General features: G+C 35.0%; 20 protein-coding genes and 1 tRNA gene. 10 read left to right on the top strand and 11 right to left on the bottom strand.

Annotation, left to right across the window (positions count from 1 at the left end; all coding sequences use genetic code 11):
• Positions 1-324: 324 nt before the first annotated feature.
• Positions 325-687, top strand: coding sequence for a helix-turn-helix transcriptional regulator (locus Q0516_RS00760; protein WP_294466471.1), 363 nt, complete (start codon positions 325-327; stop codon positions 685-687).
• A gap of 308 nt (positions 688-995) precedes the next feature.
• Here the strand turns inward: Q0516_RS00760 and Q0516_RS00755 are convergent, their stop codons facing one another.
• Positions 996-2,351: an MATE family efflux transporter gene (locus tag Q0516_RS00755; protein ID WP_294466467.1), complete on the bottom strand. Its 1,356-nt coding sequence runs from the start codon at positions 2,349-2,351 to the stop codon at positions 996-998.
• 216 nt (positions 2,352-2,567) lie between these two features.
• On the opposite strand from Q0516_RS00755, the gene Q0516_RS00750 reads away from it, so the two are divergent.
• The 3 genes from Q0516_RS00750 to Q0516_RS00740 are packed head-to-tail and all read left to right on the top strand — an operon-like array spanning position 2,568 to position 4,888.
• On the top strand, positions 2,568-3,464 hold the full coding sequence (locus Q0516_RS00750; protein WP_294466464.1) for a DMT family transporter: 897 nt from the start codon (positions 2,568-2,570) through the stop codon (positions 3,462-3,464).
• 36 nt (positions 3,465-3,500) lie between these two features.
• A complete protein-coding gene (murB, locus tag Q0516_RS00745; protein ID WP_294466462.1) occupies positions 3,501-4,403 on the top strand; it encodes a UDP-N-acetylmuramate dehydrogenase in 903 nt (300 codons plus the stop codon).
• A gap of 11 nt (positions 4,404-4,414) precedes the next feature.
• Entirely contained in the window at positions 4,415-4,888 is a 474-nt protein-coding gene (locus Q0516_RS00740; RefSeq protein ID WP_257479491.1) for a hypothetical protein, read from the top strand.
• A gap of 24 nt (positions 4,889-4,912) precedes the next feature.
• On the opposite strand, the gene Q0516_RS00735 is transcribed toward Q0516_RS00740, so the two are convergent.
• The 3 genes from Q0516_RS00735 to Q0516_RS00725 are packed head-to-tail and all read right to left on the bottom strand — an operon-like array spanning position 4,913 to position 6,176.
• On the bottom strand, positions 4,913-5,224 hold the full coding sequence (locus tag Q0516_RS00735; RefSeq protein WP_257479492.1) for a YbjQ family protein: 312 nt from the start codon (positions 5,222-5,224) through the stop codon (positions 4,913-4,915).
• Entirely contained in the window at positions 5,205-5,432 is a 228-nt protein-coding gene (locus Q0516_RS00730; RefSeq protein WP_257479493.1) for a hypothetical protein, read from the bottom strand. Before Q0516_RS00730 ends, Q0516_RS00735 begins: the two co-directional genes overlap by 20 nt.
• A gap of 3 nt (positions 5,433-5,435) precedes the next feature.
• Positions 5,436-6,176 carry a tyrosine-protein phosphatase gene (locus Q0516_RS00725; protein ID WP_294466456.1) on the bottom strand — a complete coding sequence of 247 codons (741 nt, stop codon included), beginning with the start codon at positions 6,174-6,176 and terminating at the stop codon, positions 5,436-5,438.
• A 135-nt stretch (positions 6,177-6,311) separates the two neighbouring features.
• Between Q0516_RS00725 and Q0516_RS00720 the strand changes: the two genes are divergently transcribed.
• Entirely contained in the window at positions 6,312-6,662 is a 351-nt protein-coding gene (locus Q0516_RS00720) for a hypothetical protein (RefSeq protein WP_294466452.1), read from the top strand.
• A gap of 197 nt (positions 6,663-6,859) precedes the next feature.
• Here the strand turns inward: Q0516_RS00720 and Q0516_RS00715 are convergent, their stop codons facing one another.
• From Q0516_RS00715 to Q0516_RS00705, 3 genes are all read right to left on the bottom strand, one after another.
• Positions 6,860-7,375 (bottom strand): hypothetical protein, encoded by a 516-nt coding sequence (locus Q0516_RS00715; RefSeq protein ID WP_294466449.1) that lies wholly within the window; start codon positions 7,373-7,375, stop codon positions 6,860-6,862.
• A complete protein-coding gene (locus tag Q0516_RS00710; protein ID WP_294466444.1) occupies positions 7,376-8,449 on the bottom strand; it encodes an endonuclease/exonuclease/phosphatase family protein in 1,074 nt (357 codons plus the stop codon).
• A gap of 121 nt (positions 8,450-8,570) precedes the next feature.
• Entirely contained in the window at positions 8,571-9,059 is a 489-nt protein-coding gene (locus Q0516_RS00705; RefSeq protein ID WP_294466441.1) for an HD domain-containing protein, read from the bottom strand.
• Positions 9,060-9,327: 268 nt separating this feature from the next.
• Between Q0516_RS00705 and Q0516_RS00700 the strand changes: the two genes are divergently transcribed.
• From Q0516_RS00700 to Q0516_RS00680, 5 genes are all read left to right on the top strand, one after another.
• Positions 9,328-9,410 (top strand) — tRNA-Leu (locus Q0516_RS00700).
• A 682-nt stretch (positions 9,411-10,092) separates the two neighbouring features.
• Complete coding sequence (locus tag Q0516_RS00695; protein ID WP_294466436.1) at positions 10,093-10,500, top strand: hypothetical protein; 408 nt, start codon at positions 10,093-10,095, stop codon at positions 10,498-10,500.
• A 250-nt stretch (positions 10,501-10,750) separates the two neighbouring features.
• Positions 10,751-11,326 (top strand): TetR/AcrR family transcriptional regulator, encoded by a 576-nt coding sequence (locus tag Q0516_RS00690; RefSeq protein WP_294466434.1) that lies wholly within the window; start codon positions 10,751-10,753, stop codon positions 11,324-11,326.
• A gap of 85 nt (positions 11,327-11,411) precedes the next feature.
• Complete coding sequence (locus Q0516_RS00685) at positions 11,412-11,720, top strand: DUF1330 domain-containing protein (protein WP_294466432.1); 309 nt, start codon at positions 11,412-11,414, stop codon at positions 11,718-11,720.
• On the top strand, positions 11,707-12,537 hold the full coding sequence (locus Q0516_RS00680; RefSeq protein WP_294466428.1) for an MBL fold metallo-hydrolase: 831 nt from the start codon (positions 11,707-11,709) through the stop codon (positions 12,535-12,537). Before Q0516_RS00685 ends, Q0516_RS00680 begins: the two co-directional genes overlap by 14 nt.
• Before the next feature lie 31 nt (positions 12,538-12,568).
• Here Q0516_RS00680 and Q0516_RS00675 read toward each other — a convergent pair whose 3' ends face one another.
• The 4 genes from Q0516_RS00675 to Q0516_RS00660 all read right to left on the bottom strand — a co-directional run bounded on the left by Q0516_RS00675 (position 12,569) and on the right by Q0516_RS00660 (position 15,422).
• Entirely contained in the window at positions 12,569-13,417 is an 849-nt protein-coding gene (locus tag Q0516_RS00675) for a GH25 family lysozyme (protein ID WP_294466425.1), read from the bottom strand.
• 99 nt (positions 13,418-13,516) lie between these two features.
• Complete coding sequence (locus Q0516_RS00670) at positions 13,517-14,329, bottom strand: type II CAAX endopeptidase family protein (protein ID WP_294466422.1); 813 nt, start codon at positions 14,327-14,329, stop codon at positions 13,517-13,519.
• An 8-nt stretch (positions 14,330-14,337) separates the two neighbouring features.
• A complete protein-coding gene (locus Q0516_RS00665; protein WP_294466418.1) occupies positions 14,338-14,817 on the bottom strand; it encodes a metallophosphoesterase in 480 nt (159 codons plus the stop codon).
• A 14-nt stretch (positions 14,818-14,831) separates the two neighbouring features.
• A complete protein-coding gene (locus Q0516_RS00660) occupies positions 14,832-15,422 on the bottom strand; it encodes an XTP/dITP diphosphatase (RefSeq protein WP_294466415.1) in 591 nt (196 codons plus the stop codon).
• Between the last annotated feature and the right edge of the window lie 6 nt (positions 15,423-15,428).

The raw sequence follows: 15,428 nt of genomic DNA, 5'->3' as shown, positions 1-15,428 counted from the left end.
ACCTTTTGATATAATAAAAATATAGTAACAATTAAAAAGCGTCACTATCACAGACATATGTCTCTACAAGGGGGATTTCTTTTGTTAAGATATTAATTTAAAATAATACAAAGCCCAAATATGGACGACATAACAAATGAAAAAATTATAAAATATTTATAAGTAAAAATATTATCCATAGTATAGCTATACATGTGTGTATTTATATTAGCAACGATAAATTGACGTATACAATATAAAGATACTTCGGAGTACACATAGAAGCGTAGATAAAAAACAAAAACTTATGTAAAATTAAGTAAAATAATTTGAATGGTGTAAATAATGCAAATCAATTATAAAAAAGTTGGAGGAAAAATTAAAGAAGCAAGAAAAAAGCAAGGGTATACACAAGAAACATTAGCTGAAATAATAGATTTATCAGCCAGTCATTTGAGTCATGTGGAAAATGGTATTGCAAAAATTTCACTGCCAACGATAGTTGCTATTGCAAAAACACTAAATGTAAGTCTTGACGATCTATTAAGTTTGGAAATAGATAACCAGTCGATATACTTAACTATGAAAGAACTAGATAGGATTTTTAAAAATTGTACAGTAAAAGAGAAGAACTTACTTATACAAAACTTGAATGTTTTAAAAAACTATGATTTAAAAGAGTACATAAAGTCAATGCAGGAAATATAAGTGTTAATTTCCCTTTTAAAAATATAAACCCCTCCCTACGATATCATATCTTTCTCTTATACAAGGGAGGGGAAAAGAACAGCGGTACTTAAACTTATAAGCATTTAATAAAAATTCACCCTTTCTCCGATATAATATAATACTCTCGTTGTTATCGGGCAGGGGTAGCGGTCGTTTGGAGAAAGTGCGGGTAGCACTTTCCCAAAATCCGACCGCGTAAAGAGCCACCACGGCGATTGAGTGGAAGCATTTTATCGGATATTTTTTGCTTAGGAAAAATATTCGCGGGGTGAAAGGGGCAGAGCCCCTTAATCTTTCTTATTGATTTCGGGTAGAACGACCACAAGCATAGTGATAAAGCAGGCTAATCCTCCGATGAAGTTTGAGATGGGTTCTGCGAGGAATACTCCATTTACTCCAAGAGAGAAAAACTTCGGAAGGAGGATAGTTAGGGGAGTCACTATTATCACTTTTCTGAAAATGGAAAAGAATACTGCGTATCCCGATTTACCGAGAGACACGAATACTCTCTGCCCGGCAAACTGAAGCGCCATCATAAAGAAGCCGAAGAAATAAATTTCTATTGCGGGTATGCTCTTTGCTATCAGTTTTGGGTCGTGGTTGAATATTTTAATGAATACATCTGGGAAGGCTATAATGGTTATCCATGCGAGGAAAGTGTAGGCTATACAAATCACCGACATGAATTTTATTGCTCTTTTCAGCTTGTCGAAGTTCTTTGCTCCGTAGTTGTAGCTCATTACAGGGGTCGCTCCGTCTGTGATACCGCTGACGGGCATGGTGAATATTTCCCTTATGGAATTTAAAATAGTCATTACGCCGACGTATAGATCCCCTCCGTAGATTTGGAGAGTGGCGTTGCATATTATTTGTACTATACTGTTGGTTACGGACATGATAAATCCCGACATACCAAGGTCGATTATCCTCTTTACTCTGCTAAACTTAAGTACCATGCTTTCTTTTGTAAGCTTTAAAATGGCTTTTTTCCCCGTCAGGAATTTCAGTACCCATAAACTTGAAAGTAATTGGGATATGATAGTCGCTATTGCGGCACCTTTTACTCCCATGCCGAAATAGAATATGAATATAGGGTCCAGGATAAGATTGGTAAATGCTCCGAGCATTACGGTGAGCATTCCCTTCTTTGCAAAGCCCTGTGCATTTATGAAGCTGTTCATTCCCAGGCTGGTCATTACGAATATATTTCCAAGTAAATATATGGTTATGTAATCTCTTGCAAAAGGATATGTAGCGTCGCTTGCTCCGAAGAGGTATAGTATAGGTTTTTGAAATAAAAGCCCTATTACCGTAAGAGATACTCCGAAGATTATCATCATAAGGAAAGAATTCCCCATTATTTTTTGAGCTTCTTCATCGTTTTCTCTGCCTCTTTCCATGGAAAATAGAGGGGCTCCTCCGAAGGAAAACAGGTTTGCAAAGGCGGTCACTATCATGATTATGGGAAAACATAATCCAAGACCCGTTAAGGCAAGGGTACCCGTAGTCGGTATCCTTCCTATGTAAATCCTGTCTATCATGTTATAAAGGAGGTTTATAAGCTGTGCAACCGTCATGGGTACCGCAAGTTTTAATATATTTTTTGCGGGGCTTCCTATGCTGAAATCTGCGTTATTATTCATACTTCCTCCTTATATTTTTTATATATTATTATATGCTTCATCTTCCTATATAGTCAATAGGTGTAGATAGGTTTGAGACGATATGATTTATATAAAAGCATCGTTTCTGATTTAAGTGGTTTTAATATTAATATGTAAATGATAAAAATCAAGTGTAGAACCGTGTATAATTTTATGATATAATGATTACTCACGTAGAAATGAAGGAGACACATTATGGGAATGAATGAAAAAAATAAATCACTATGTGCCGATTTTTTCCTTTTGGTAATGGCTTTTATATGGGGAAGCGGTTTTATAGTGACAAAGAACGGTTTAGATGCACTAAGCGGTACTCAGCTTATATTCACAAGGTTTGTAATTGCCGCTGTAACACTGTTTATCATTAATATAAAAAAATTAAATCTTATTACGAAGAAGACTATCATAAAAAGTGCTATAATTGGCTTTGTTTTATTTTTGGGTTTTGCTTTTCAAACATACGGACTTGCAGAGACTTCCGCGGGAAAGAGTGCCTTTTTGACTGCGGTGTATGTTGCGATAGTACCTTTCATAGCGATGTTTGTGGGTAGACAAAAGCCGGAAAAGCATAATTTTATTGCGGCTCTTCTCATGATAATAGGGATATTTTTACTTACAATGAACCCAAGGGAAGGTCTTAATATAAATTACTACGACGGTATCACCCTTATAGGGGCAGTATTCTGGGCGTTTCATGTGTTCTTTGTCGGCATTTTTTCCAAAGACGAAGACCCTATTATCCTATGCATGATGCAAATGGCATTTGCGGGACTATTTGCTTTTATATTTCTTATATTTAACGGAGAATTATTTACTTTTAATATAACGGGAAGTACGGTTCCTATGTTGCTGTATCTCGGTGTAATCGCTTCGGCTATAGCTTTTTTAATTCAAAATGTTGCTCAAAAGTATACTACTCCCACTCATGCGGGAATACTTATGAGTATGGAAAGTGTATTTGGGACTATCCTAGGTATTATTTTCCTAAACGAAATTTTTACTATACAAATGCTGTTCGGTGCTGTTATAATATTCACAGCCTTGATATTGGCTGAAACGAAATTTGCTTTTTTAAAAAAAAGAAAAAATTAAAATAGAAACCGATGACATTTAGTCAAAAGGAGAAATATGGATATAAAAGAAATCGAAAAAATCATAGGAAGCGAAAATGTTTTATTAAATGAACCTATGAAGAAACATTCCAACTTCAGAAGCGGCGGAGATGCGAAGATTTATTTGACGCCAAAAACTTCAGATGAATTTGTTAAAGTAATTGAATATTTAAAAGAAAATAATGAAGAGTTTATCGTTCTCGGAAGAGGGACCAATATACTTGTAAAAGACGGGGGAATAAAAAACACCGTCGTAAGTACATTCAAAATGACCGGACTTGATATAGACGGAGAAGTCATAACCGCCAATGCGGGGACTCCTTTAGCACTGATAGCAAATAAAGCGCTGGCTTCATCTCTTGCGGGATTTGAATTTGCGGGGGGCATACCCGGCAGTCTCGGAGGAGGTGTATTCATGAATGCGGGAGCTCACGGCGGTGAGATGAAAGACGTGCTCCTTGACGTTACGGTATTCGATAAAAATGAAAATAACGTTAAAGTCCTTACTCCAAGCGATTTGGATCTAAGCTACAGACACAGCAATATCGAAGAAAAAGGATATATCGTCCTATCTGCAAGGATAAAGCTTAGAGAAGGAAATAAAGAAGAAATAAAAGCTAATATGGATGAATTCAAGGATTACAGGACCGGGACCCAGCCGAGCGAGGCTTCAGCGGGAAGTACCTTTAAAAGACCCGAGGGATATATCGCCGCTAAGCTTATAGACGAAGCGGGGCTTAAGGGTTATCATGTGGGAGATGCGGGAGTCAGCGAAAAGCATGCCGGCTTTGTAATAAATAAAAGTAATGCATCTTCAAAAGAAATCTTAGATGTTATTGATTATGTAAAAAAAGAAGTATACAATAAATATAAAGTAAAACTGGAAGAAGAAGTCAGAATTATTGGAGAAGATGATTAGGAGGTAGGAGCATGAATTATGCCGATTTTAAAATTATAAAGGATAAACTGGAGAAGAGAGCGAAGATACTCTCTATGGTACCGATTTTTATATTCCTTGCAATGATATTTCAAATCGTTTTACTTATCGTACAGGCTGAAACGAGTGCGACATGGTTCAACTTTGTGTTGGTGGATCAGTTCTTTACAAATGCGCATTTATTTTATGCCGCTGAGAACATAGTGTTATCTGTACTCTTTTACGGGGCTGTGGGTGTAAGTGTGATTATAATCGGCACATGTGCGTTTTTCTGCTATAGGAATATAAAGTTTTCTTACGGAGTACTGACATTTTTCTATTTCATAGATTTTGTGGTAGCGGTGCTTTCCATAGATTATATTCAAATGGGAGTTCACTTTGTATTCCTATGCCTGATGTTCTATGCCTTAAGGACCCTTACTCATCTAAACAGTATCCCAAAGGAAGTATGGGGTTACGGAGAATAAAAAAGAGCTTATATAAGCTCTTTTTTATTTGTATTTTACAGCCGTTCCGTAAGCGAATACTTCCGCTGCACCCTGCATTATCGCCGCTGAAGCGTATCTAACGGCTACTATGGCATCTGCTCCCATTTCTTCAGCTTCCGAAACCATTCTCTTTGTTGCCATTGCTCTGGATTCGTTCATCATTTCGTTGTAAGATTTAAGTTCACCGCCGACTAAATTTTTAAATCCCTGTGAAATGTCCTTGCCGAAGTTCTTTGTTTGTATGCATGAACCCTTTACAAGTCCCAGCATTTCAAATTCTTTCCCTTCGATTTTTTCAGTAGTTACCAAGATCATCTTCTTCACCCTCCTCTATTTCTTCTAATCTTTCTATTACCGTATGTATCATAACACCTATAAGAGCTAAAAGCATAAGCCCCAGTACTATTTTTATAATAACAGGGAAATCTATAAGCATTACCGCTGATATATATATTATGAGTATCAGGCTTATAAATATACCCACTAAAATAGGTGCTACTTTCTTTTTGTTTTTATCGTTCATGATTTATATTTCCTCTGTAAAGTATTCAATTATTTTATCTAAATCGGTTTCTTTGATACCGCAGTCCATTAGGTAATTCCTGTACGAACCGTAAGTATTGATGACATAGTCATACACACATTCCATATATCTTGCCTTTGATAAAAAGACCTTTGATTTTCCCGTTTCATAGGCTTTCATAAAGTCGTCGTTTTCTCTCATATATGTATGGGATACTTCATAGTTAGCTTTTATATCGCCTCTGGAAACTTCGCATAAACCAAGGAGTATGGATGCGATAAGCCCCGTCCTGTCTTTGCCTGCCGTACAGTGGAACAAAAATCCTCCGTGAAGATTATTCGCTATGTATTCTATGATGCCTTTTATTATTTCTTTATGCTCTATACGCTTGATATATCCTTCGGGCATATTGAAATTTTTATCTTCTTTGGTGATATCGGCTACCATATCTACTATGCTTAAAGGGATGTTATAGTAATTTATCCCCTCTACATCTTTCAGTTTGTTTGGCTGAATAGCCGCTTCTTCCTGACTTCTAAGGTCGAGTACGTCTTTTACTCCGTAGCTTAGCAGTATATCTATGTCTTTATTTGTAATATATGTAAGTCCCGCGGACCTTATGAATTTATGATATCTTGTTACTCTCGGAGTATCCGTATGGCAGCAGTACCCGCCGAGGTCCCTTACGTTGTTGGTTCCTTCCAAAGGAAGTTCACCGGAAAAATTTATTTTGCTCAAGTCCATTTTTTATTCCTCTCTTATAGTTGTTATTTTACCACAAAAGAACTCTTCTTCCCAATAAATTTGAATAAGTTTATATTTGGTTGAAATAAAAAGGATAAAGGAGTAAAATCAAATAAAAAAGGGTAGGTAAAAAATATGAGTGATATCGTTTTTAAAAGTGAAGAAATAAACGTCAGGGAACATAAACATGTAAGCAAGAATACCGGGAATGTAATGTACGAGCAGTATCTTTTAAATGATGAAGATACAAAGATGATGATAAAGCAAATCCTTTATCCGAAAGGAACCATCACTCCTTGGCATACACATGACTGTGCCCATGGTATGTATGTGCTTGAAGGGGTACTTCATACTAATCTGGGAGATTTTGACAAGGGCAGTTTCGTATGGTTCAAGGAGGGGTCAAAAGCTTTCCACGGAGGAAAAGATGAAGATGTAGAGGTGCTGTTTATAACTAATAAAGAATTTAATATATATTATCTGTAAAAACAAAAAAGGAGTATTTATTTACTCCTTTTTATTTTGTTTATATATACCCTCCTCACTATTTTCTATTTATACTTTTTTGATAGGACTGAGTTTTTATTGTTAAATAGAATATGAATGGGCATATTTATTCCTTTATTTGTTTTAAGCTTATAGGATGTAATTAAAATCGAGAATATCTTTTTATCCTATGTTTATCATTTGTTTTTTCTTAGGTCCACGACTTTCATTCCCGTATCGAATACTCTTTTTAAGAATGTATCGTAGCCTATATCGTCCCTTTCAAGCTTTAAAGTCGGAGTATTATCTATAAACAGCATGAATGCACTGTCTATAATTTTGCATGAAGTAAAATCCGAGAAGTAATATACATTTCCCTTCGTATCCGTTATTTTTTCTCCTTCCACGGTTATCTTCCTGTAGATACAGTATTGTATCCTGTAAAGGCTCATTACGACTACGAGGGCTGTTACGATGTAGAAAAATATATTTTTTTCAAATATTATTCCTGACTGATATAATGCAAAGATTATCACCCATGCAAAGAGTATAACGGAGTGGAAGACTACCTTTGACTTTGGCTTTTTGACTGTGAAATTATGCTCATCCAAATTCTCCGTTTCCTTTTTTACGGAGTTTTGCATGTATCTGCTCCACATGGAAAAGCATATCATGCCCAGGAATATACCTATCAGCGTTGCTATTAAACTCATTTATTTCTCCTTTACCAGTTTGACCTCTATCCTTACGGGGTTATGGTCGGAATAATCAAATTTTGTATCTATGGTTTTTACTTTTTTACGCTTTACATTTGGAGATAATATAAATCCGTCTATCACATAAAGCTGTGTATTTTTGCTGTTCTCATTGTATTCTTCGTTTAACAGTCTTGAAGTTGGAGTATCGTCATCCACTGCGAATGTCCATTCTTTCGAGAATGCATCGAAGTTCAGTGTACCGGGAGTGAAGTACTCATCATTTATTATGGGATATTTTTTGTTATTTACATTTGGGAAGTTTTGATTGAAATCCCCTCCGGCTATGCAGTAATTTCCTTTTTCGTATTCTTTATTCAAGAAATCCGTTAAGACTTTTGTTTGTTTTTTCTTGCCTTCTCCGTCATCGTAAGCTTCCAGGTGAAGATTTACCAGCACCAGTTCTTTATCGCTGTTTTTTATTTTCACTCTTTCCACGAGTAAACACCTTTTCATTTGACATACTCTTATAGGGTATTTAAAAGCTACGGGAAGAGAGTATCTTTTTGCGTCCAGGATTTTATATGGGTTAATGGTTACTATCCCTGCTTCGACGCCTCCAATCATATCGGGGAAGGGGTAGGGAATATATTTACATGAGAAGTTCTTTGCAAAATAACCGGAACCTTCCAAATTGTCGCTTAGATATTTGACTTGATCTATCCCGTAACCCCTCTTTGACTTTTCATCCGCTTCCTGAATGAATATTATATCGCTTTTGTTTGATTTTATATTTTGTTCTATGCCTTTCAAATTTCTTATTACTTTATCTTTGGACTCTATCCTCGTCCTTTTGCCTCCGTCCATAAAGAAATCGCTGTCGGCACTGTCGTTGCAGTATCCCAGGTTATAAGTAAGTACGCTTAAATCTTCATTCAAATCTATTTCTTTGGTGCTGTCCGGCTCTTTGATTTTCTCTGCCTGTTCGATATCTTCGGGCTTATATTCCGTCAATGTCAGATAAAGTACGCCTATTATAAGAATGACGGCTATTATTAAAATTATATATAAGAATATTTTTAAAGTTTTCATATATTTCCCGTCCTTTGTATAAATTTGGTTTATTATTAAATATTATATCATAAAGTATAAAAGTAAAAAAATAAAAGAAGGTTTTCTTCTTTTATTTTAACTTTGGATATATCATATAAAACTAACTGTTATATTTAAGTTTTTTGATTTTGTTTACGTAGCTTGCTTTTGTCTCCATTACCGCACACCATTTATCCGCCATACAGACTATAAAAGCTTCTTTGCTTTTTGGGATTTTCCTTAGTGTCAAAGGCCACATATGAGATGAGATTATGTTGGCTTCTTTTTCATCTAAGTCAAAGTGTTCCAAGGCGTTGTTAAGAGCTCTTTTGGGATGTCTGAAACCGTGAAATCCCTCTCTTGTGTCCCTGTCCAAATGCCAGTCGTAAAGATAAAAATCATGGAGCATTGCTCCTTTTAACATCGACTCTTCATTTACTTTTATTTTCATTCTTTTGGATAGACTGTAGCTTAAAAGTGCCACATTTAAACAGTGGCTGAATGTATCCGTCCCGCCGTGCTGAGTAAAATCCTGCATTTTCCTTACTTCTTCGTGAGATAATATATGTTCCAATTTTTTATAAAAATCATTTTTTTCTTCTCTTGTCATCCTATTTTCCACCCTGTATAAGTTTCTCATTTAGTATGCATTAAATATACTACATATATATTATGAACTTATTAAGAAAAAATTATAACTTACTTAAATTTTTAATATTTTGTTTAGTATTTGTTCCAATATATTTAATTATAGACCTTTCACGACAATTTTTCAAAAATGAAATATATAGTTTGATTTTAAATAGTTCACATTTTATTTTAAAAAGCTCTTGACAGGAAAGATAATTTTATATATAATAATAAAGCTTAATAATTATGCGGATGTGGCGGAATTGGCAGACGCGCTAGACTTAGGATCTAGTACTTCGGTGTGGGGGTTCGACTCCCTTCATCCGCACCAGTTTGGAAATCAACGACTGTTTATGACAGTCGTTTTTTTGTTACTATAATTGTTTTTATTCTATATATTATTTAAGTATCTATAATAAATTTTAATACATAATAACATATAAAAATTATAATTTAGTTAATAAATAATATATAAATAGCATATTATAAGATTTTTAAAGTCTTTTTAAATAATCAGTTTTAGAAATATTAAATACAAAAAATCGCTTTTAATTAAAAGGCAGAACAAAACAGACCATATAGTTGATAAGTTCTGACAGTACTGCGATTTTTACTTTTCAAAGGCTATCCTGCTTTTTCGTGATATATATAACAGAACGATTTACAATACTCAAGCATAATATAATATAGGTACACATGTATCTAAGTATTTGTAGGTGAAATACATCTACATTATTTTTATGAGAAAGTATAGAATTAATATGAATAAATATAATGATTGCAGCGATTGCGAAAATTACGCTAATCGCGGTAATTGTACGTACTGCGGCGGTTGTGGCTGCAGTTACTGCTGTCAAGGACCGACCGGTCCTCAGGGATCGCAGGGTGAGCCCGGTCCGCAAGGACCTACTGGTCCTGCAGAGGATGCAAATTCTGCTTTTTGCGGCTGTAAGGAGCAAATGAGAAATATAATCCAACAAATAATAACTTTATATCCAAATAATGATCTGTTAGTGACTTTGGAGAGTGGTGATGCAGTTGTTGGCCGTCCTGGATCTTTAATAGCGGGACCAAACGGACGCACAGGAGTATTTGAAGTAACAAATCCTCAGAGTATCAGTCAATATTTATCAATTTGCAGCATTGATACCGTTCAAATCAACAATGCGGTGTATAATGATGCAATTGCATTTTTATCTAATACGGTTCCTAAACCGGCAGACTGCTTAGCTGATTGTGATGAAACAATTCGTTCTCTTATGCCTGTGGGAACATCAGATGTTAGTATAATCACTAACACTCAAACACCATCCACCGGAACGGTCATAAAAAATGAATATGGTATGATAGTACTTGCTAATGAAGTTAATAATAATATAACTTTTATATCGACCTGCAGTATAGATCTATTTTTTATTTAAAGTATTAATAGAGTGGATACTTTGGTTCATCCATAAAATTCTAAAAATCCGGCATCATGCCGGTTTTTTTGTATTTAAATCGGGATTAAAGGAGGGAGTCGGCTTTTGCTAAGAAAATAAAAGCTGTATAAAAATGTGTTTCTTTTTGTAAATTTATATATATCTTATCCCCATTTGACAACAACGTAATTTTATATTATAATGCAAGTATATACTTGCATAAATGAAGTCATAAAATATAGGTGAGGAAATGGATAAGACCGGTTTAAAGATAATAAATGCTACGATGAATTTAATAATGGAAAAGGGATATCCTCTTACGACCACCAAGGAAATAGCAAACAAAGCGGGAGTAAACGAGTCTACCGTTTTCAGGAAATTCGGGAGTAAGAAAGATATAGTCTTAAATGCAATGGAACTTAGAGAGTGGAACCCCGATTTGGCGGCAGATGATTTTAAAGTATATTCATTGGATTTAAAAAAAGATTTATTAAAGTTTTCTCATACTTATTTAAATAAGGTAACACCCAAGTTCGTTAAAGTGTCTTTGGGGCTGAGGTGTCCCGAACTTTATGAGTATACAAAAGACGGGATAATGCAGGTACCTATGGTTTTTAAAAAAGGTCTTACTGACTATTTCTGTGAAATGTATAAAAGAGGAAAAATAAATAGCAGTGATCATGAAAGCTTGGCTATGATGTTTTTATCCTTAAACTTCGGATTTGTGTTTTTCAAGGCTTCTTTCGATGATATGCTCACATCTCTTTTAAAAGAAACTTACATTGAAAACAGCGTAGATATATTCGTAAACGGAATAAAAAAATAAATATGGTATTTAGGTACCATATATTTTTTAAATATTATGCAAGTGAGTACATGCACTTAAAAAATGTAAAAAGGAGGAAAATATAATGAGTTATTATTTTATGGCAAATATTTATCTTAAGGATAAGTCCAAGCCGAAGGAGTACGGCGATTATATCGATTTGGTCAAACCTATTGTGGAGAAATACGGAGGAGAGTATCTGGTCAGGACAGATGAAATAACGTATTTGAGTGATGATTATACTCCCGACAGGATAATCATCATAAGATTTAAGGATAGCCGCAGGCTAAATGAATTCTTCGGTTCAAAAGAATATAAAGAAATAGAATATAAAAGAAAGGACTTTGTTATAAGCAAAGCGGTAACTATGGTGGGGTGTGATGAAAATTTGTGACAATGTACATCAAGTAAGGATAGATTTTAACGTAACTGAAGATATAAAAAGATACGTTTATATTTATATTATAGAGGGAAAACATTTATATCTTATAGACAGCGGTGTCAGCGGAAGCGAAAGGATAATAGAAGATTATTTACATGACATGAATAAAAATATTCGTAATATCAAAGGAGTGTTTTTGACTCATTCTCATCCCGACCATATAGGAAGTGCAGGAAAGATTAAAACAATATCAAAGTCAAATATATATGCTCCTTATGATGAGAAGGATTGGATAGAAGATATCCATAAGCAGTTTAAGGAAAGACCCATACCAAACTTTTATGGTTTATTGAATGAGTCGGTAAAAATCGATGAGTACTTGAAAAAGGATGATATCATTACTTTACAAGAGGATATTCATTTAAGGGTCATCGATACTTCAGGACACTCCAAAGGTTCGCTGTCTTATTTATGGATGGAAAGAAATATACTTTTTACCGGAGACGCTGTTCCCGCTACGGGGGATATATCGATATTTGTAGACTTTAAAAAAAGCATGGATACACTTGAAAGACTTAAAAGTATCGATGATATAAACTTCTGTCTGCCTGCATGGGACAGAGCTTATAAGAAAAATGAATATAAAAACGTTATAAATAGCTCAATAAGACTGCTGAACAAAATAAATAATGAAGTGCGATGTTTAAAAGGAAAAACAAATGATAAAGATGAAATATTTGAAAATGTATGTGATAATTTAAATATGAGCTCATTTAAAAATAACCCTTTATTTAAGAAATCGGTGTTATCATGTATGAATGAAGAGTAAACAAAAAGGAGTATAAAATACTCCTTTTTGTTTATTTTCTGATTATAAGTTTTTCTCCCGGATGAATAAGCTCCAAGTGATTTAGTTTGATAAGTTCTCTCGTTGTAGTGTCAAATTTTTTTGCTATATCTCTGAGTGTTTCGCCTTCTTTTACCGTGTAGCTCAAATATCCCTCTTTAGTGCATTTTGCGTCTTCTTTTTCTTTATCAGTTATCAAAAGTTCATCTTTAAACCTATCCATATCCGTGTGTCCGTGAATACCGCGTACGCTTCCTCTGCTTGAATACTGAAATCCCGACCAGTCTTTCCAGTGTCCGATAGAATAAGGTCTTTCGACTCCGTAGTCTGCGACCCAAAGAGGATATTTCGTCAAATCTTCTTCCCATACGCTTTCGCAGTCATATGCATTTGAGTAGAATGCGGGTTTGATTTTCATAAGTTTTTCCAAAGTATCCATATACACTCTTGCTATATCGTTTGCTTCTTTTTTGCTTAGTCCGGTCAGCTGTTCAAAGTCCATAGCGGGTCTTAGATCCTGTCTTTTATCTCTTATAAGAGAATAAAAGAAATGTGCCTGGTCTTTTGCTTCTTTCGTATCTCTCGCCGTTACATAATGATAAAAGCCCAGCTTCATGCCTTCTCTTCTTGCATCACGGTAGTTCCTGTCGAATTTGGAGTCTACCAGCGTGGTGCCTTCTCCTGCTCTTATATATACATAGTCTATACCATCGTCTTTTACTTCCCTGAAGTTGATATCTCCCTGCCACACGCTCACATCTATACCTTTGTGTTCGCTGGCAGCCGAGACTACCGAGGCGGCAGAAATGCACATTATAAATGAAAAGCACACTGCTAAAATTTTTATTAATTTTTCTTTCATTACATTTCCTCCCATTACTAGGATACGTAAAAAGAGAAAATCGGTGACAATACGCTTTATAAATTGATTTCCCGGGAAATAAAAAAGGCAGATAACTGCCTAATTATTTACTGTTTTTTTATTGAAGTATTTAAATGTATATATGAATGATATAATCCCTATTATGAGCATTAAAGCCGGTATACCTGCCAAATCGGATAACAGCGGTATGGAGAACAAATGGTTAGATATATTGAAGCTTATGTGGAATATTGAAGATACGAGCAAGCTGTTTGATTTTTCATAAATATATCCCAGTATCAATCCCGCAACGACGGCATAAGTGCTTTGAATGATGTTCATATGCATCATGCCGAATAATAAAGCCTGAACTAATATCGCAGCTGAGGGTTTAATATACTTTTTTAAATTGTTGTAAGTTACCCCTCTTATCATAAGTTCTTCGCTTATTGGGGCAATTATACCCACCGCGATGATGTTTAATATAATTCCTCCCGATGAGAGGGAACTTATTATTGTGTCATAGCTGTCGGAGTATTTAGTTAAGTCAAACATATCTATTATCCCCGAAGAGAGCATAAAGAAACTTATCCCCATTACTGTCAGTGATACTACATAAGGGATTTTACTTTCTTTACGGTTCAAGCCTATATTTAGTTTATTATTCCTCTTTAGCATGAAGGTAAAGAATAATATATTTATAACAGATGTTATGAGTAATATCAAAACTATATTTTCGCTTGTGAATTCGATCAGACTCTGCGTCGTTATCGAATTTTCCCTGCCTTTATTTGTCATATCAAATAAAAAGTATAACTGAAATAAAAAGCCGACCGCAAATTGATTTACTGCCCAAAATATCAGCGGATATATGCACAGCCATATTTTTTTTATTATATTATCCTGCTTCATTAAATCTCCTAAACGGTCTTATGGTATAATTTATAATTTCCTTTGTCGTCTATGGTCATTATCCCGTAGCTTATTTTGCCGAAGCTTCTCATACTGCTGAGACTCCCGGGGTTAAAAAGATGAATATCGCTGATTTTTTTATTTAAAGCTTCATGGGTGTGTCCGAACAAGACTATATCCGCTCCGATTTCATCGGCTTTATAGAAAATATTTGTCAAAGAATTTTTTACTCCGTAGTAATGTCCGTGTGTCATGAATATTTTTCTTCCGTGAACAGTAAAAACCGCTTCTTCTTTTTCTTTCATGAAATCGCAGTTTCCTCTTACTCTTATTACATTCACCTTTTCATGATCTATATCCACCTCGTCCAAGTCAAAGTGATGGTCTCCCAAGTGCAGAAGGTATGAGTAATTCTTTTCTCTTTTGATTATTTTTTCCAGCGTTTTTATGTCTCCGTGTGTATCGCTTATTATAAGTATTTTATCCATTTTAGGCTCCGCGGTCACTTTAATTTTTTGTCCAAGATTTCTTTAGCTTTGGTAAAAGCTTTTCTTCTGTGGCTTACCCTGTTTTTTTCATCAAATGTAAGTTCGGCGTAAGTCTTATTCAGTTCCCTGATATAGAAAAGAGGGTCATATCCAAAACCTCCGTTTCCTATTTCCTTGGTTCCTATGATGCCTTCCACTTCACCTCTTACAGTCTCTGTCGTGCCGTCTTCATAGCATATACCTACCGTGCATACGAACTTTGCTTTCCTGTCCTCTTCTTTTACTCCCTTTAGTTTACTTAAGAGTTTTTCGTTGTTTTTTTTGTCGCTTTTTTCTTCTCCCGCATATCTTGCGGAGTATATACCCGGCTCACCGTTCAAACACTTTACCATCAAACCCGAATCGTCCCCGAGTACAAGTTTGCCTGTCTTTTCATGTATCCCTTTTGCTTTGATAAGTGCATTTTCTTCAAATGTAGTCCCGTCTTCTACTATATCGTCAAAAAAGCCGGCTTCCGCCATGCTTATTACTTTATAATCCTTTAAAATACTTTTTATTTCTTCTAATTTATGTTTGTTTGCTGACGCTATTATTACTTCTTTCATTGTTAC

Source organism: uncultured Anaerofustis sp., from assembly GCF_938029165.1.
GTDB lineage: Bacteria > Bacillota > Clostridia > Eubacteriales > Anaerofustaceae > Anaerofustis.
Note: the sequence above shows the minus strand (reverse complement) of the source record. Positions and strands in the feature narration are given on the sequence as shown.